13 protein-coding genes are annotated in these 18,129 nt (G+C 45.2%); 3 read left to right on the top strand and 10 right to left on the bottom strand.

Annotated features, from left to right (window positions below; translation table 11 throughout):
- Positions 1–30: 30 nt before the first annotated feature.
- Positions 31–1,338 carry a trigger factor gene (gene tig / locus R7P64_RS16855; protein ID WP_005382251.1) on the bottom strand — a complete coding sequence of 436 codons (1,308 nt, stop codon included), beginning with the start codon at positions 1,336–1,338 and terminating at the stop codon, positions 31–33.
- A gap of 526 nt (positions 1,339–1,864) precedes the next feature.
- Here tig and R7P64_RS16850 point away from each other — a divergent pair.
- The 3 genes from R7P64_RS16850 (at position 1,865) to R7P64_RS16840 (ending at position 5,273) form a co-directional block, all read left to right on the top strand.
- Positions 1,865–3,670 carry an ATP-binding protein gene (locus R7P64_RS16850; protein WP_222712396.1) on the top strand — a complete coding sequence of 602 codons (1,806 nt, stop codon included), beginning with the start codon at positions 1,865–1,867 and terminating at the stop codon, positions 3,668–3,670.
- Positions 3,671–3,674: 4 nt separating this feature from the next.
- The gene (locus R7P64_RS16845; protein ID WP_017819922.1) at positions 3,675–5,012 is read left to right on the top strand and encodes a sigma-54-dependent transcriptional regulator; all 1,338 of its coding nucleotides are present in this window, start codon (positions 3,675–3,677) and stop codon (positions 5,010–5,012) included.
- A 78-nt stretch (positions 5,013–5,090) separates the two neighbouring features.
- Positions 5,091–5,273 (top strand): hypothetical protein, encoded by a 183-nt coding sequence (locus R7P64_RS16840; RefSeq protein ID WP_080276915.1) that lies wholly within the window; start codon positions 5,091–5,093, stop codon positions 5,271–5,273.
- A gap of 33 nt (positions 5,274–5,306) precedes the next feature.
- Here R7P64_RS16840 and R7P64_RS16835 read toward each other — a convergent pair whose 3' ends face one another.
- The 9 genes from R7P64_RS16835 to R7P64_RS16795 all read right to left on the bottom strand — a co-directional run bounded on the left by R7P64_RS16835 (position 5,307) and on the right by R7P64_RS16795 (position 18,089).
- Entirely contained in the window at positions 5,307–6,668 is a 1,362-nt protein-coding gene (locus R7P64_RS16835) for a TRAP transporter large permease (protein ID WP_005382255.1), read from the bottom strand.
- Between the two features lie 3 nt (positions 6,669–6,671).
- The gene (locus R7P64_RS16830) at positions 6,672–7,346 is read right to left on the bottom strand and encodes a TRAP transporter small permease (protein ID WP_005384308.1); all 675 of its coding nucleotides are present in this window, start codon (positions 7,344–7,346) and stop codon (positions 6,672–6,674) included.
- A gap of 70 nt (positions 7,347–7,416) precedes the next feature.
- Positions 7,417–8,415, bottom strand: a complete 999-nt coding sequence (locus tag R7P64_RS16825; protein WP_130546585.1) for a TRAP transporter substrate-binding protein — start codon at positions 8,413–8,415, stop codon at positions 7,417–7,419.
- 212 nt (positions 8,416–8,627) lie between these two features.
- Complete coding sequence (locus tag R7P64_RS16820) at positions 8,628–10,097, bottom strand: protein adenylyltransferase SelO (RefSeq protein ID WP_206970935.1); 1,470 nt, start codon at positions 10,095–10,097, stop codon at positions 8,628–8,630.
- Between the two features lie 176 nt (positions 10,098–10,273).
- Positions 10,274–11,086 (bottom strand): sugar transporter, encoded by an 813-nt coding sequence (locus tag R7P64_RS16815; protein ID WP_222712397.1) that lies wholly within the window; start codon positions 11,084–11,086, stop codon positions 10,274–10,276.
- A gap of 172 nt (positions 11,087–11,258) precedes the next feature.
- Entirely contained in the window at positions 11,259–14,243 is a 2,985-nt protein-coding gene (locus tag R7P64_RS16810; RefSeq protein ID WP_318123726.1) for a M6 family metalloprotease domain-containing protein, read from the bottom strand.
- A 360-nt stretch (positions 14,244–14,603) separates the two neighbouring features.
- Positions 14,604–15,971, bottom strand: a complete 1,368-nt coding sequence (locus R7P64_RS16805) for a TrkH family potassium uptake protein (protein WP_064353721.1) — start codon at positions 15,969–15,971, stop codon at positions 14,604–14,606.
- Positions 15,968–16,630 carry a potassium channel family protein gene (locus R7P64_RS16800; RefSeq protein ID WP_005388291.1) on the bottom strand — a complete coding sequence of 221 codons (663 nt, stop codon included), beginning with the start codon at positions 16,628–16,630 and terminating at the stop codon, positions 15,968–15,970. The genes R7P64_RS16805 and R7P64_RS16800 overlap by 4 nt, the downstream gene beginning before the upstream one ends.
- A 250-nt stretch (positions 16,631–16,880) precedes the next feature.
- Positions 16,881–18,089, bottom strand: coding sequence for a DEAD/DEAH box helicase (locus R7P64_RS16795; protein ID WP_005382264.1), 1,209 nt, complete (start codon positions 18,087–18,089; stop codon positions 16,881–16,883).
- Positions 18,090–18,129: the final 40 nt, after the last annotated feature.

Below are 18,129 nucleotides of genomic sequence, written 5' to 3'. Positions count from 1 at the left end.
AAGTCAACCTTCTACGCAAGATATTGCTTATTAAGCAGCAGGTTGTTGTTGGTTAAGTAGCTCGTTGAAGCCTACTTCTTTCTCAGAAACCTGTGCTTTAGCGATGATCGCGTCGATTGCTTGCTCTTCTAGAGCTACGTTGCGCATGTTGTTCATCATTTCTTCGTTTTGCTCGTAGTAAGCAATAACTTCTGATGGATCTTCGTATGCAGTAGCCATTTCTTCGATTAGAGCTTTAACTTTCTCGTCGTCCGCTTTTAGCTCTTCAGATTTGATTACTTCACCTAGTAGAAGACCAACAACTACGCGACGTTTAGCTTGTTCTTCGAACAGTTCACGTGGAAGCTGAGCAGCAGCTTCTGGGTTACCACCGAAGCGTTGTGCAGCTTGTTGACGTAGAACTTGGATTTCTTGCTCGATAAGCGCTGATGGTACGTTGATGTCGTTTTGCTCAACTAGACCGTCAATCGCTTGCTCTTTGATGCGGTTCTTAACAGCTTGCTTAAGTTCGCGTTCCATGTTCTTACGAACTTCAGCTTTAAGTGCTTCAACACCACCTTCAACAACACCGAACTTAGCAACGAACTCGTCGTTTAGTTCTGGAAGTTCACGAGCTTCAACTTTGTTCACTTTGATTGCGAACTTAGCTGCTTTACCTTTTAGGTTTTCAGCGTGGTAATCTTCTGGGAAAGTCACGTCGATGTCGAATTCCATACCAGCAGTTTTACCTGCGATACCGTCTTCGAAACCAGGGATCATGCGACCAGCACCCATTTCTAGAGGGAAGTTCTCAGCTTTACCGCCTTCGAACTCTTCACCGTCGATAGAACCAACGAAGTCGATGCTTACGCGTTTGCCATCTTCTGCTGCTTCTTCAACTTCAACCCAAGTTGCTTGTTGCTTACGTAGAGTATCGATCATCTCTTCTACGTCTGCATCTTTAACTTCTGTTAGTGGTTTTTCAACAGTGATGCTCTCTAGGCCTTTAAGCTCAACTTCTGGGTAAACTTCAAAAGTTGCAGTGAAAACTAGGTCTGAACCTTCTTTGTTCTCTACAGGAGCGAAAGTTGGAGCGCCAGCTGGGTTGATTTTCTCTTTAACGATAGCTTCGATGAAGTGGCGTTGCATTACTTCACCAAGAACGTCTTGACGTACTGCTTTGCCGTACATCTTAGCAACCATTTTTAGAGGCACTTTACCCTTACGGAAACCATCGAAACGACGGTTTTTAGCGATGTTGCGTAGTTCAGCTGTTACAGCGTCTTCGATGTTTGCAGCTGGAACAGTAATGTTTAGACGGCGCTCTAGGCCCTCTAGCGTTTCAACAGTAACTTGCATTATATATAAACCTCTAAAGTGGCTCGGTTTTCCGAGCGTATGAGCGAAACTCAGAGGAGCTTACGCTTCATCCTTGTGTAGTGTTCTGTCCGAACACCTAATTTAAAATCGAGTATCGATACTGGTTGTCAGTACCGGACTAATCAGTGATATCTTCGATAAAATAACCAAAGGTATCTCCTATTAGCCTCAGGACAGAATTTTTAGACGCGACATTCTAGCGATCTGTCGCAACCCTGTCGAGCCAATAGCCACTATGTGGACATTGTCTGCGCTAAATTCTCGAATGCTGACCCATTTTTTCTTCAAAAATGCGATTCAGACACCGTCTAAGCATCGCCAGCATATCTAGAATGGGGACAATAGCGACTTTTTCAAGAGAATCGACCGGTTTTTTTATCGAAAAGCCTAAAAAGAGATCTTGCTCTTGTTTTACTCCACAGAGTTGAAAACTAAATCCCTAATCCTTCCTACAAACTATTAACATTTTCTTACGTGACCAAAGGAAGTTGTAAGGAGTGTAAGGATGTCGCAAAAAAAACGGATTCTGCTGACATTTTTTGCTTTCTATTTCCTGTCCGCAATTATCGGTGGCCATTGGGTTTGGCAGACCAGTTATCAATCTCTACTTGATAAACACCAATCACAGCTGGAGCAATTTTCTGGCCATATAAAAAATAAACTCGATAAGTACGCCCATATCCCAAATCTTCTCGCTAAAGATGATCCTCTTTATCAAGCGCTTCAGCACCCCAACAACAGTGCGCAACTGGAAATCACTAATCGGTATTTAGAGTCCGTTAATGGCGTGATTGAAGCAGCGGATACGTACTTAATCGATCAATGGGGTACAACGATCGCGGCCAGCAACTGGCGTAAAGAGCGCTCCTTTATCGGTCGAAATTTTGCATTTCGACCTTATTTCAAACAAGCCATTGTAGGTAAACGAAGCCAATACTACGCACTGGGCTCAACATCTGGTAAACGTGGCTACTACTATTCTTATCCCATCGTATACGCTGGCGGTGTACTTGGTGTCGTCGTGGTGAAGATGGACCTAAGTAAGATAGAGGACAACTGGCAGCAACCTAACAGTGTTTTTGTCGCCAGCGACCCATACGGAATTGTTTTCATGAGTAGCCGAAGTGAATGGCTACTCAAAAGCTTACAGCCACTGACAAAAAAAGAGAAAAAGCAAGTTTGGGCAAGCCAACAATATCTTGATGCGCCAATTGAAACGCTTGGATTAGTGGGTAGTTTGGACGAGGTGCATTCTGAGCTTAAACAGGGTTACCCATACAATAAAGGAACCTTGGTGGTCTCTTCGCTGCCCCTTCCCGAACTCAAACTGACTATTCGTGTGCTGTCTCCTAAACAGTCGATCGTTTGGTTCACCATGGGTTACATCTTTGTACTCACTCTAGCATTCATGGTTTTGTTTTTAATTGGTCAGCTTATCTATCACCGTCAACAGCGTCACTTGCAACTTGAACGAATTCAACAAGAAGCAAATCAAAAGTTGGAATATCAAGTCATGGCACGGACTGCCGAGTTGCAAGCGGAGATCGCACAGCGTATCGATACCGAGCAAACTTTACGCGTTACTCAAGACGAATTGGTGCAAGCAGCGAAACTCGCGGTGTTAGGACAAATGTCGGCCAGTATCAGCCATGAACTGAATAATCCACTTGCGGCAATTCGTAGCTTTTCGGAGAACGGCAAGCTGTTTCTAAAAAAAGAAAAATATGAGCGAGTGGAAGATAATCTCACTCGCATTTCTGCTCTCACTGACCGTATGGCAAATATCAGTCAGCAACTTCGCTCTTTCGCCAAAAAAACCAGTGGTGACGAGTTGGCTCAATCTCGATTGTTCCCTGTGATAGCCTCTGTAAAAGAACTGATGAAGCCCACATTTAAATCAGGGCGCGTCACGTTAGAAACAAATTTGCCAGAGCATGATGTTGAAGTGCAGATCAATATTATTCAACTGGAGCAAGTGTTGGTCAATTTACTGACTAATGCGATAGAAGCACTCAAAGAGCAACAAGACAAACAGGTAGAATTATCTGTAGAACACGATGAGCACACTGATTTGGTTTGGATTCATGTTGATGATAATGGCCCAGGGCTTGGCTCTTTCTCACTTTCTGATTTATGTGAGCCGTTTCTAACCACTAAACTGAACGGTTTAGGTTTGGGTCTCTCTATCTCGCAACAAATCTTAGCCAGTATGAATGGAAAATTATGTGCCCATAATCGAGAACAAGGCGGCGCTCGATTCTCATTGTGTTTACCTATCACTTCTTACAACACTGAACCATCAAAAGGATAAGATCATGTGTCAGGTGTTTTTTATTGATGATGAGGCCGATCTCAGACTCGCTATAGAACAGACCTTTGAACTGGCGGATATCGACGCCAAGTTTTTTGTGGATGCAGAATCGGCTTTAATAGCGATGCAGCAAGGAGAAGAAGCTGGCGTCGTGGTCACTGATATCTGTTTGCCGGGCATTTCTGGTATGGATATGCTGACAACTTTGACTCAACGCGATGCAAACTTACCCGTCATCATGATCACGGGACACGGTGATATTTCCATGGCTGTGCAAGCCCTTCATCAAGGCGCTTACGACTTTATTGAGAAACCTTTTGCGCCAGAACATTTGGTTGAAACGGTTAAGCGGGCGATTGAGAAGCGCAAACTAACCAATGAAAATGAAAAACTGCGCCTGTCACTTAAAGCCAGTAAAACCCTTGGTCCACGAGTTATTGGTGAAACCTCTAGCATCCAAATATTACGAGAGACCATCACCCAAATCGCCGATACCGACGCCGATATTTTATTGTTTGGTGAGACCGGTACAGGGAAAGAGTTAATCGCTCGCTCTTTACATGAGCAAAGCTCTCGCCGGAACCAAAACTTTGTCGCCGTAAATTGTGGAGCGGTTCCAGAGAACTTAATTGAGAGTGAACTCTACGGCCATGAAAAAGGCGCATTCACTGGCGCCGAAAGCCGTCGTATCGGTAAATTTGAGTTTGCACAAGGCGGCACACTTTTCTTGGATGAGATCGAGTCGATGCCTATCCAAGCCCAAATTCGTTTATTGAGGGTATTACAAGAGCGCGTGATTGAGCGTGTCGGTTCCAATGAATTATTGCCTTTAGATATTCGAGTGATTGCCGCAACAAAGGTCGATTTAAAACACGCAGCTGAAGAAGGTACTTTCCGTCAGGACCTCTATTATCGGCTCAATGTCGTGACCCTGGATCTCCCGCCACTACGCGAACGAAAAGAAGACATTCCCGCCCTCTTTCACCACTTTCTGTTGGTAGCAGCTTCACGTTATGGCAAAAGCTCACCTAGCTTGTCACCCCAAGATCTAGCGCAACTGATGAGCCATGACTGGCCTGGCAATGTTCGAGAACTCAGAAATGCTGCAGAGCGTTTTGTGCTATTGGGTAAGTTAATTCAGTTGGGAGAATCGAACCCAGTTGCTAAGTCTTCCTCAAGCCTTGCAGAGCAAGTGGCGGAGTTTGAGAGAGCAGCCATTGAAGGCGCTTTATTAGAAAACAATGGTAGTATTAAACAGACAATGTGCCAATTGAATGTGCCAAGAAAAACTCTTTACGACAAGATGCAGCGCTACCAAATAAATAAAGACCTTTACAAATAAAACACGTTCAAATAGCTGGCATTATACTCAACTTGAATCATAATTTTTAACAACGGGTTCATCATGGTTGTTATAGATATGAACGAAAAAGTGAGAATACCGATTGTTACAGATACCGTGCTCGTAGACGGTTGCTATCAAGAAGAGAGAAGACTCGGTGAAGAGCGTCGTAAAAATAAAAAGAGGTGGCGACACTATGAACGTCGAATTAATTCAGACCCGCGCAAAACTTGTTACAAATCAATAGATGAAGAGGTGTGAATTCTCACACCTCTTTCTACTTTCTGGCTTCCATTACTTGGTAATGATCTCCGGCCCCATCAAGGTAGTAGGCAACCAAGTCGATACCCATGGTACATATGTGACGATAATTAGGAATAAGAACATCACTCCAACCCAAGGTAATGCTGCCTTCACTACGTTCATCATCGACATTTTGGCAACACCAGCGGTCACAAATAAGTTAAGACCCACGGGCGGCGTTATCATTCCTATCTCCATATTCACCACCATCATTATGCCCAAATGAATTGGGTCTATGCCTAATGCAATCGCAATTGGGAACACGAGCGGCGCAACAATGATCAACAAGCCTGATGGCTCCATGAACTGACCACCAATCAACAACAAGACGTTCACCACAATCAAGAAAGTGATGGGTCCGAGACCAGCCGAGAGCATCGACTCGGTGATCATTTGCGGGATGCGTTCTTCCGTTAAAACATGCTTCAAAATTAAGGCATTAGCAATGATGAACAACAGCATGATGGTGAGTTTGCCCGCTTCATACAGGGTGTGTTTCGTGTCTTTATGAACAAAGGTTTGGAAGATTTTAACGAGCGCAGGTTTAGTGTTTTTCTTGTCTGCAAATGGCCCCATGTCTTTGTATACAAAGTTAGCAATAAAGAATGAGTACACAGCAGCAACCGCAGCGGCTTCTGTCGGCGTAAAGATACCGCCATAGATACCACCAAGAATGATGACGACCAACAACAAGCCCCAGCTTGCATCCTTGGCGGCATCGAAGGTTTCTTTCCAACCGACAAAAGGCTGTTTTGGAAGGTTCTTGATTCTCGCGGCAATGTAAATCGCGATCATCAACATGACACCCGCCAGCAAACCGGGAATCACACCACCAAGGAACATACGTCCAACTGACACATCTGTTGCGGCTGCATACACCACCATCACAATCGAAGGTGGGATCAAAATCCCTAGCGTACCTGCGTTACAAATTACCCCAGAGGCAAACTCTTTTGAGTAACCGTTTTTGATCATACCTGCGATAACAATACTACCTATGGCAACAACCGTTGCAGGTGAGGAACCTGACAACGCGGCAAACATCATACACGCTACAACCGAAGCCATCGCCAAACCGCCGCGGAACCAGCCTACAATGGCAATGGCGAAACGAATTATCCGCTTTGCTACGCCACCCGTCGACATAAAGCTTGAAGCCAATATAAAGAATGGAATAGCCAATAGCGTGTAGTGGCCCGCGAATGCATTAAACAGCGTTTGAGCAACTGACGCTAAAGAGGCATCCGAATGCATTAAAAGGAAAAGAACACTAGAAAGGCCCAGCGAAATAGCAATTGGCACGCCAACCAGCATAAAGCCAATTACCATCAAAAATAGAAATAAGATATCCATGGCTTATTGCTCCTTGTTTTTAGCGTCTTGCGAGGCCTTTGGAGCCATTACGTCTTCAGCGTCACTCATCTCAGCTTTAAGAGATTCGAGCTCTTCCTCCGCTTCATGTCCTGCAATCAAGCGATCGAGCTTACCAGTAGCGATTTGCCACGTGACTTGAACAAATCTAAACGTTAGTAGCGCCATTCCAAGCGGCAAAGCGAAGTAAGGAATAAAACGTGGCAGCTTTTCATAACGCTCTCCCTCATTTAACCAGTCGGCCATGAACTGGAGTATTTCAGGCATCGGAATATCGTCCGTTTCATACCACGCTCGGTCAGTAGCGAACGGATACCAGTAGTTCCAAGCGCCAATTAACAGCAAAATAGAGAAGGCTAAGCAACACATTGCTGCAAAAAGCGCAAGGGCTTTTCGTTTACCTTCCGGAACGATGTTAATAATGACATCGACACCAATATGAAAGTGTTTTTTCACACCATAAGATGCGCCAACCAACACCATCCATGCGAACATGAAAACGGTGAGCTCAAGCGCCCAAAGAATATTGTCGTTAAAAACATAACGAAAGATGACATTGGCAAAGGTCAGCAAGGTCATGGCACCCAAGAAGAAAGCAATCAAAGTCTCTTCAATGGCATCGGTGATTCGTCCAGCCTTGGCAAAAAAAGTCTGTTCCATAATTACATCACGTCGTCTGTAGAGGGAAAGAGCCCCCTTAGTTTGAGAGGGCTAAATGTGCTAGGTGTTATTATTTTTGGTTAGACGCCAAAGCGGCTTCGATTAGGTCAGAACCAATGTCTTTTTCGAACTTCTTCCATACTGGTTGAAGTGCAGTGACCCACTCTTGGCGCTGTTCTGGCGTTAGAGTACGAACCACACCACCGGCTTCGATGATATTGTTCTTATTCGCAAGGTTTACTTTGGTTGACTCAGCATTACGCTGCGCAGTTACCTCTTGAATGATGGTATTTAACTGCTCGCGCTGATCATCTGGTAGGTTTTCCCAGAAGTCGTTTGACGTCACAACTAAGTAATCCAAAATTCCGTGGTTCGTTTCCGTAATGCCATCTTGAACTTCGAAGAATTTTTTGCCGTAAATGTTTGACCAAGTATTTTCTTGACCATCAATAACCTTAGTTTGCAAGCCGCCGTAAACTTCTTTGAACGACATTTTTTGTGGGTTAGCACCTAGCTGCTCAAACTGAGCAACGAGTACATCAGACGCTTGAACACGGAACTTAAGTCCTTCAGCATCAGTTGGAGAAATGAGCGGCTTGTTGGCTGACATTTGCTTCATGCCGTTATGCCAAAACGCAATGCCTTGTAGGCCACGACGTTTCATTGAATTTTTCAGCTTTTCACCCGCTTCCGAGTTTTGGAAACGGTCAACCGCGTCGACATCATCGAACAAGAAAGGGAGATCGAAAAGGCGGTACTTCTTGGTGAATTTCTCAAACTTAGAAAGAGAAGGAGCAGCGAGTTGAACATCACCGTTCAGTAGCGCTTCCAACACTTTGTCATCATCATAAAGTGTTGAGTTAGGAAACACCTGCATACAGACTTTACCGTTCATCTCTTCGTTGACGCGCTTTTCAAGTAACGAAGCCGCGATGCCTTTAGGGTGTTTGTCCGCATTCGTTACATGGCTAAACTTGATGACCGTTTCACCCGGGTCACAATTTGCGGCAGCATTAAAACTGGTAACGGCAAGTGCAGAGACAGATAGTAGAGTTAGAGGCTTAAACATTATTATTCTCCTTGTTGAATCACATCCCATCCCGTCCATGAGTAACTAGGTGTTAGGCGATGGAAACGGATGTTCAACAAAGAGCAATTAATGGACCATGTTAAAATTTATATGTATTTCAATAAATTAACATAGCCCATTAACATGAATCAGAAGTGTAACGAGTGAATTCCACCCAAGAAAAAGATACAAATGGGTGGGAAATGACCCATTTATGAAGAACAGCTTATCTCCATTTTCTTCCCCCATTCCGGCGGCAATTTCGCGTAATCATCAAACTCGGGTTGCTCATCAAATGGGCGTTTTAACAGTTCGGCCAATCGGTGTAATTCGCTAAAGTCCCCTTCTTCCGCTTTATCAATCGCCAACTGAGCCAAGTAGTTACGCAAGATGTATTTGGGATTGGCTTGACGCATCTGTTTGCAACGCTGTTCGGTTGAAATCAGGCCCCCTAGTTCATCAACCTCTAGCTCACACCGAGCTAAGTACAGATCAAGCCAAGCTCGCGCAGCTTCTCGGTCGAGAAATAAATCGATTACGGCTTGGGAAGGCGCATTATCAAGGTTTGAAAGTGTTCTGAAGAAGCGAGTGTAGTCCGTTTTGTTCTGGTGAAGAAGCTCAAACATAGCTTCAAACAAACGCCCGTCTTCCGCTATCTTGGTTTTTAAGCCCAACTTCTCACGCATGAGGCGGCTGAACTGCTGGCTTAAATGAACTTCAAATTGACTCAACGACGATTCTAAATCTTCTCGTTCAACGAGTGGCGATAGCGCATGCGCCAGTGCTGACAGGTTCCAAAGCGCAATTCTAGGCTGTTGATCAAATGCGTAACGACCCTGGTAGTCTGAATGATTACAAATGTATCCCGGCTCATAATCATCAAGAAAGCCAAACGGACCATAATCAAAAGTTTGCCCAAGAATTGACATGTTATCGGTATTCATCACACCATGCGCAAAACCAAAAGCTTGCCAATATGCGATCATCTCGGCTGTTTTAGTCACGATGGCGTCAAACATCGCGGCATATGGTTTCTCCGCCGATGCACAATCAGCAAAGTGCCACTCAATCACCTTATCCGCCAACAGCTTCTGCTCTGCTAACTGGTTGGTGTAAAAGAAATGCTCAAAGTGACCGAATCGAACATGGGTTTCAGCCATTCGAAGTAACAAAGCGCCCGATTCCGTTTTTTCTCGATAAACAGGTGTATCACTGACCATCATACCGAGAGCACGTGTCGTGGGAACCCCAAGGCCCGCCATGGCTTCACTGCACAAGTACTCACGGATAGTTGAGCGTAATACCGCTCGCCCATCTCCCATTCGCGAGTAAGGCGTTAGCCCTGCACCTTTGAGGTGAAGATCAAACCAAGTACCATCCTGATGCTCAATTTCTGCCAACAGTAATCCACGTCCATCGCCCAAATCTGGGTTGTAAACGCCAAACTGATGGCCTGCATATTTCATCGCAAGAGGACGAAATTGTTCGAATTCACTTAGCCCAGAAAAAACCGCCAATAACTCATCGTTTTGCTCTGCTGGTAAACCAAACTGCTGTGCAAACTCACCATTCCAAGCGACCCAGCGAGTGTTGTCCAAGGGTTGTGGCTCGACCAACGTATAGAACGCTGACGGTAATTGACTAAAGCGATGGGTGAAATTGACCCGTTGCCAAATGGACATGTAGGGTTCCTTAATAAAAAGAAGTACTGTTGTGAGTATACGTGTGAATGTCCCTGTCATTCAGCCATGAAATGGGCATGGGTATTTTGCGTGAATAACGCGAAGGCGGCAGGAAGGTATCAACCTGCCGCAGACCGTCTCCTAAACGGAGGTAGCATGTAAAAACGATCAAAGGGTTAAGCGGAAAATTCTTCACCCGTTTTTGGTGGCTGTGATGTCGTATCAAAACGAGCGCGTTCGATATCCACTACCGTTTTATAGCTCAACGATAACAATGCCAGCTGGTACGCGCCAAAAATACCATAGGCCACACCGACGAGGCTCAACATAAAGAGATTCGTAAAGTGGCTAAAGATCAGCTGACTGAGCAAGCCCGCACCCAATGGAATTAGTCCCATCAAAATGAATACTTGTTTGTTGTATGGTCTGCTCTGGTTCCACGAACGACGCAAACTGCGCGGCTGATGATCCATTGCAGTCGCTGGCAACACAAATGACCATCGCGCCATTACCCAATAGCCAGGAATGCTTGCAATCGTTGTGATAATAGCCATAGCAACAAAGTCAGCTTCACCACTTTCTGCAATGTAGATAAACGACAACACAAAGATCGGGATACCAATAACGAGCATCATCATCAGTCCAAACAGTATCCACCAGCCTATGAAACGGAATTCTCGAGCTGACAAACGAAATACATCCAACGCCGAGTGCATGTAATCACCGACTAAATAAATTCGATGCACACGCACAGCCGCCATAGCGGCAACAAGTGGGTACAAAATAATTGTGACGAAATAAAACCCTGCGACATTGCCTTCTTGAACGTTCGCTTGATCTTGCCCCGTCATTTCAGGATACATAAAAGCAAAAATTGAGTGCACGATAATCAACGGAATACAAGCAATAACAATTGCGAGTAGATTCCTTCTGACCATCACTGCCGCTTCTCGGCATATTTCCGAAACAGAAAAGCCCTCGGTAGACATATAACATCCTTAGTTCATAAAAATCGGCCCCTAGGGTAACCGCAGAGTAGAAAAATCGCTTTAAAAATAATGAGAAACACATCTCATAAGACAATGAGAACGAAACCAAAATAGATCAGATAAAAAATAAGCCACTCAATGTGAGTGGCTTATACCGCAATTCAATACCGTTTTAGACCCGACGTCGCCAGCCTAATGTTGCAAGCAACATCAAAGCCCAATAAGAAACACTGCCGCTACCTTCAGAGTTCTTGAATGTCGTTGTCTTCAAAGAAGCAACAACCGTCACGATAACTTCCCCCGTAGCAGTGGCACCATGACCATCTGAAACCGTATATTGCAGCTTGATGCCGTCAGTAGGGCTATCCGGTGCTTGAAAACGGATTTTACCATTCTCTACACTCGCACTTCCCACACCCGTTACGTTCTGTACGCTTTCTACAACCAGTTTATCGCCGTTCACATCCGAATCATTGCTCGCTGCATCAATCAGAATACTTTCACCAACGGCAACGGTCGCCGTATCTGGAAGCGTAAGTGGCGCTGCGTTTTTCATGGTTAAATCGACGGTAGCACTGGACGTTTCATTACTAGGATCAGTCACGGTTAAACGGAATGTCAGAACCTCACCCGCTTTTGCACCTTGAGGCACCGTAAAGCTTGTGCTAACACTGGTTGCATTGCCAAGAGAAACTGAAGTGCCAGCCAACTGCTCCCATTTATAACTCAACACATCACCATCAGCATCCGTACTATTTAACGCAGACAACGTGACTCGCTGCCCAACCGTCATATCTTTATTATCAACATCAATCACAGCCACTGGCGCTTCGTTGCTGCCAAGCACTTCCACTTGCACATTCACGATTGAAGATGAGTACGCACCATCAACCGACAACAAACGATATTGGAAAGTGTCCAGACCAACGAAGTTAGCTTCAGGTTGGTACTGGTTGCCAGAGATGGTGCCGTGCTCAGGCTTCTGCACAATGTCCACATTGAACTGATACCCTACCGCCATGAAATCATTGTCCATCAGGTTCAGTTTGATTGGCGTATTTTTATTGGTTTGTAACGAATCAGATTTCGCTTCAACCAAGTTGCTCGCATCCACATTTAATAATGCTGCAAACGGAATATAAGAGAACCCGGCTTTTTCTAGACCAAACGTGCCAATCTCACTGTAATCACCAGTCCACATTACAGGTAGAGAGGCTTTTTCAGTTTTTAGCAAGCGACCGAAATCAAAGTTTGCATCAAATTGACCGCCTTCCAATTCAACGACCAATAAATGCTGACCCGCACTCAATTGGCTTGATTGAGGGAATAAAATTCGAGATGACTTTTGGAAGTTACCTTGCTGTAAAAGCTCAGCGTTGTTTTGATTCAATATTAATCGATAGCCAATGTTTCCAGAAAATGGGAATCGCCAAACTCGATAAGTCATGTCACTTTGAGCGCTATCTCTTTGCGCGTAAAGTTGAAGGCCATCAAGCTCTGTATCACGATTCAAGTCCAGTGGCACCGCCAGAGTGTTACTCCCACTCGCGTACACATAACCTTGGTGAAGAGAGTTCAGCCATGCTGACTTATTTGGTTCGTTTGTATGTTCAAGAGAAAAACTACCACCGTTGGTGTTGCTGGCAATGTTGGAAATACGAACCCCAGTATCAAACCCTGTGATCGTTCTCAGACCCGGGGTCGATGTATCTGAAATGACATTGCCACCATTAGGGTACAAATCGTCAGCGTCACTCCTACCACCATTTTCTAACTCATTCAGACCATCAGCCTGCATGATTTGAACCTGCATCGCGCCAACATCATTAAAGCGGTTCTGGACATTGACCGACGTCGCCAGGATACCTTCAGCCGCCAATGCTCGGTCGTAACCGCTAAAGGTGCGATTTTCCAAGTAAACACGTGGGCCAAACTCTTTCAAGTACGGGTCGAGATACACCAGCTTGACATCGTCGTTGTTCACAGAAATAGGCGCTGGACTTTCATGAGTTACCGTTGGTACAACAAAACCAGCAGCGTGTTTGCTCCATGCACTCATGTTCACCGGAGTGTCACCAGCGTATGAATCTCCCGGTTTCTGCGCCCATGAACCGCCACCCATCACGCCCCAAGAGCCGATCGAGGCATCACTGTTCCTTGCGTACAAATCCGGTAAGCCAAGCATTAAGTGGCCAAGCTCGTGTACGATCACGCCCAAGGTCGCTTGATGATCAACTTGATAGTCAGCGAACACACAATAGTCTGTGATCTTTTTACCATCTAGTGTGACATCATCGTGAGAGAATTTGTGCGGCCAAATAGCAGGACGGTTGAGAACCCCTGTTGAACGATCGCCCCCCGCAAAAATAAACATGACAGAGAGTTCTGACGGTTCTACGGTACCATTTTGATTGCTGTCGTAGGCCGAAAGATTAAAGTATGGATCCAGTTTTTGATAAGCCTCGGTGAAAACCGCATTCAACTTGGCGGTGCATGTCTTATCAGTAGAACTAGAGTGACAGTTAGGGTGGCTTTGTGCCACAGTCACATCTATCACACCGTCATTGGCGGTGCCGTAACTCTCAAGTGCAGGAACAACTTTGAATTTACCTTGAGAGTTTTTATCAAAGTAATCCACAACGCTTTGACCATTGGTATTAAATACGCGTTGCTCAAAATCGTGCACCATTGCTTGGTCATCAAACGAAACTTGCACAACCAATAGGGGCTGCTGCTTCACCGTTGAACTGCTCATCGCCTGGTAACCTTGCGCCGAACGCAGTAGGTTTTTTCGTGCCATCGGTTCAATGGTTTTTAGAGAAGATAATTGCGGTTTAACTTGTAAATCCGGGCGAAACCTCGCCGACTCAGGTGGCTCACTCGACTGCGTTTTCACCACACCTGTCGAGATCAATATTGGCGTGTCTGACTCGCGCTGAATCCGCGCGAAAAACCAAACGCCGTCTTCCTGAAGTAAGGCATTGCCCTGCTTATCTTCAAACCAGTGGAAATCTGCCGTTCCACGTAGAATTGCCTCACTGGAACTACCATCGCTCAACGCAATAGTATGCCAAACCGGTGATGGCGGAGTAGTTGCCATGCTCTTCCCTGCAAGAAGCGCAGTTAGCATAGCCATGGCGAGTGTGTTGAATTTCAAAGTACGACTCCATCTTTTCGATTCGTTAATTAATACCAAGCACAACAAACACAAAGTAACCCTATGGGCATAGAGTAAGACTGAGTGACTATTGACGAAGGCTGGTATCAATTCGCTCAGATAACACGACGTAGTTTGGTGTCACACTACAAAAGCGTCGGATTCCAAAACGCTGTTATGAGCGTAGCTTCTGAGAATATAAATTGAGTGAATGAATAGTATCGAAACGAAAGGAAGAAGAAATGAACTTCTACGAATTTGTAGGTAAAACTGGGCAACATTCCACATATTCTATAAATGTACGAGCACTGCTATTAATCAATGCTCGTAATGGTCGCGCGGCCATTGTTTAACGCTATATTAACCTGTAAGAACGGCGTCTTCTGGGTATTTGACCAAGGTAGGTTCAGGACGTGCCAACATGTAGGCAAGCGTGAGCGGCCCAATACGACCAATGATCATCACCACGATCATAATGTATTTACCAGGTTCAGAAAGTTCCGCAGTCAAACCGGCGGTGAGCCCCACTGTGGCAAATGCGGAAATGGTTTCAAACATAACTTTATCAAAGCTGGCCTTCTCGGTAAGCATCAATAAAAACATTGCGCTTGTCAGGATGGCTCCGCTCACAACGATAATTGCCAATGACTTAGTCACAGTTTGCCAATTTATGGTTCGCTTAAACATAACCACATGTTTCTTTTGGCGTAAAAAGGTCCACGTAGCCATAAACGCAACAGCAAATGTGGAAACTTTAATACCGCCCCCCGTTGAGGTGGAACCCGCTCCAATTAACATCAGAACAATCATGACCAGTAAGGCCGGCTGGGTAAACAACGCCAAGTCAACACTATTAAACCCTGCCGTTCGCGCACTCGCAGATTGAAAGAATGCCGCCAACCATTGCCCTGTTGCAGGTAAAGACGCCATTGTGTTTGGGTTGCTTCGCTCAAGTAACCAAAACATCATCGTTCCGACTAAGAGCAATATCGGTGTCGCAATCAGCATGATTTTGGTGTGAAGATGCAAAAAGTGGAAACCTTTGCGCCAGTTTAGCCAGATGTCACCCACAACAGTAAAACCAAGCCCGCCAAAAATGAATAGCCCCGCCAGTGTAAAGATAACCAACGGATCATTCACAAAGCTCATCATACTGTCAGAAAACAGCGCGAACCCAGCGTTGTTAAATGCAGAAATTGCATGAAACAAGGCGTAAAACATACCAGTCTTCCAGCCCATTTCAGGGACCCAGCGGATAGAGAGAAAAATAAACCCGATCGTTTCTGCAACAAGCGCGAAAACAACAATCCGCTTTACTAGTCGGTTTAGATTGACTTGCCGATCTTGCCCTAATGCTTCTTTCGCCAGCGCTTGTTGACGCAAACTCAAACGCACGCCGAACATATAGAGTAAGACCGCCGACAAAGTCATCTGCCCCAACCCACCGATTTGCATTAAAAACATCAGCAAGATTTTGCCCGCAAGCGTAAAGTGTTGCCCAGTATCGACAACACCAAGCCCTGTCACACTAATAGCGGACGTTGCGGTAAACAAAGCATCCGTTATCGACAGGCCCGTAACAGAAAAAACTGGCAAGGTTAGCAATACCGCAGAAGGCAGTAAAACACCGAGAAAACTGAGCAATATAATTCGCGGTTCGTTGCCTTTCGCTTTCTCTTGTTTACCATCTGGTGCGTAAAAAACACCTTTCTGATGAAAATACGTCATAGCGATTTTAATTTATTTGCGAGCGCATCTTGAGGGCCGACCACAATAATTAGGTCACCAATTTCTAGTGTGGTATTAAGGTCAGGTGCCTTGGTAATTTCTGGGCCCCGTTTAAACCCTAGCACTTGCACGCCATCGACTTTGCACAGAGCCAAATCACTTAGTGTCTTACCCATCCAACGAGAGCCAATCACAAACTCCGTCATAGCTAAGCCACTGCCTAATGGGTGGAACTCAAGAACCCGTTTATCGAGCATTTTACGCGCGACACGTATCCCCATGTCACGCTCAGGCATGATAATGTGGTCTGCGCCAATTTTTTGCAGAACACGAGCTTGGAAACGGTCGTTGGCTTTAACCCATACTGACTTTACTCCCGCCTCTTTAGCAATCAATGTCGCAAGAATACTGGCATTGACATCCGCTCCGATGGCAATCATCACCATGTCGTAATCATCAAGTTTGAGCTCAGCAACCGTCTCTTCGTGAGTACAGTTAGCCACAACCGCCTGACTAACAAAACTGGCGGCTTCTTTAACTCTGTCTTCGTTGATGTCAACGGCTAAAACTTGAGCGCCTGAATCTTGTAACTCTTTACACACTGCCAAACCAAATCGGCCAAGACCAATAACGGCGAATTGCTTATCACCTGTTTTCATTTGTGCCCCATCTTATGCATTCATTAGCAAGCAAAAAAGTTTGCGCCCATTCCTTACCTTGTGCAAACCTGCGGACAGATAATTGACAAAAGCTTAACGCACCTTGATTCACTTTACGTGTTAAGCGTATGACACTGATTAACTTTTTTCCTCATTACCGAATAGAAACCGTCGCGATGGCTACATAATTGGATGCCTTAAAACGCAAAAAGCCGCAAGAATGCGGCTTTTAGATCATGGGATAAACTGGCTATTTTGATTCGCGCTTATCGTGCGGTTTACGTTTATTCTTAGGCACGTAATTTAAAATTGAAATTGGTACTGGCTTTCTTGGCGCAAAACCTTCAATTTCCACTCGCTCTAGCAAGTGCCCTAAACGACTTTCAATCATGCAGAGGTTCTTAAAGTCGTCTTTTGAAACCAGTGATATCGCCTCACCTTTCGCGCCAGCACGACCTGTACGACCAATACGATGTACATACTCATCCGCCGGGTAAGGTAAATCGTAGTTGATGACAACTGGCAGATTATCAATATCAATACCGCGCGCAGCAACGCCGGTTGCGACTAAGTACTGGATTTCACCCGCTTTAAACTTTTCTATTAATTCCTGGCGAACACGCTGATTACGGCCACTGTGGAATGCTTCTGCCACAATGCCACGTTTCTCAAGTTGGCTTACCAGTTTGGCTGCGCCGTGTTTAGTTTCAATAAATACCAGTACTTGCGACCAGTCATTTTCTTTAAGCAAGTGACTTAACAGCGACGACTTCATGTCTTTATCGACGGTCGTGATCCACTGTTTAATATTTGATTTTGAGGCACTGTGCTTTGCAATCGTGATCTCTTCAGGATCAATAATCGCATTTTTCGCCAAGTCACGAACAGGGTTAGATAACGTCGCTGAGAACAGCAAACTTTGCACATGTTCTGGCATACAGTCGACGATTTTGTCGATCGCATCGATGAATCCCATATCCAACATTTTGTCGGCTTCATCAAGCACTAGCATTTCCACTTCATCAAAGTGAATCGCGCGTTGACCGTACAGATCAATCAAGCGCCCAGGCGTGCTTACCACAATATCGACACCCTCGATCAAGGCTTGTTTTTGTGGTGCATAATCCACACCACCAAACATCGCCATTGAGCGTAATGGTAAGTTTTTACCATAAGCTTCAATACTTTGATGAACCTGAAGCGCAAGTTCGCGTGTTGGCGTTAGGATAATCGCACGAGCGCGTTTTTTACGTTGCGTTTCGCCTCGACTAAGCTTTTCTAAGATTGGCAGAACAAAACTGGCCGTTTTACCTGTGCCCGTTTGCGCTGCTGCAATTAAATTGCGGCCACGCAATACGATTGGAATGGCTTTTTGTTGGATAGAAGTGGGTTTTTCATAACCTAGCGCTTTTACTGCATCAGCAATCGATGCGCTTAAACCAAGCTTAGAAAATGGCATAGAAAGGTCTCAACAGAGGAAATGGGCGCGTAGTGTATCA

This window comes from Vibrio sp. 2304 (assembly GCF_033339475.1).
Taxonomy (GTDB): Bacteria; Pseudomonadota; Gammaproteobacteria; order Enterobacterales; family Vibrionaceae; genus Vibrio; species Vibrio alginolyticus.
This window is presented reverse-complemented; position numbering and strand designations above follow the sequence as displayed.

What these genes read in the sequence shown, in the direction of transcription:
- tig (WP_005382251.1), bottom strand. Translation starts at nt 1,338, where the DNA reads ATGCAAGTTACTGTTGAAACGCTAGAGGGCCTAGAGCGCCGTCTAAAC.
- R7P64_RS16850 (WP_222712396.1), top strand. Translation starts at nt 1,865, where the DNA reads ATGTCGCAAAAAAAACGGATTCTGCTGACATTTTTTGCTTTCTATTTC.
- R7P64_RS16845 (WP_017819922.1), top strand. Translation starts at nt 3,675, where the DNA reads ATGTGTCAGGTGTTTTTTATTGATGATGAGGCCGATCTCAGACTCGCT.
- R7P64_RS16840 (WP_080276915.1), top strand. Translation starts at nt 5,091, where the DNA reads ATGAACGAAAAAGTGAGAATACCGATTGTTACAGATACCGTGCTCGTA.
- R7P64_RS16835 (WP_005382255.1), bottom strand. Translation starts at nt 6,668, where the DNA reads ATGGATATCTTATTTCTATTTTTGATGGTAATTGGCTTTATGCTGGTT.
- R7P64_RS16830 (WP_005384308.1), bottom strand. Translation starts at nt 7,346, where the DNA reads ATGGAACAGACTTTTTTTGCCAAGGCTGGACGAATCACCGATGCCATT.
- R7P64_RS16825 (WP_130546585.1), bottom strand. Translation starts at nt 8,415, where the DNA reads ATGTTTAAGCCTCTAACTCTACTATCTGTCTCTGCACTTGCCGTTACC.
- R7P64_RS16820 (WP_206970935.1), bottom strand. Translation starts at nt 10,097, where the DNA reads ATGTCCATTTGGCAACGGGTCAATTTCACCCATCGCTTTAGTCAATTA.
- R7P64_RS16815 (WP_222712397.1), bottom strand. Translation starts at nt 11,086, where the DNA reads ATGTCTACCGAGGGCTTTTCTGTTTCGGAAATATGCCGAGAAGCGGCA.
- R7P64_RS16805 (WP_064353721.1), bottom strand. Translation starts at nt 15,971, where the DNA reads ATGACGTATTTTCATCAGAAAGGTGTTTTTTACGCACCAGATGGTAAA.
- R7P64_RS16800 (WP_005388291.1), bottom strand. Translation starts at nt 16,630, where the DNA reads ATGAAAACAGGTGATAAGCAATTCGCCGTTATTGGTCTTGGCCGATTT.
- R7P64_RS16795 (WP_005382264.1), bottom strand. Translation starts at nt 18,089, where the DNA reads ATGCCATTTTCTAAGCTTGGTTTAAGCGCATCGATTGCTGATGCAGTA.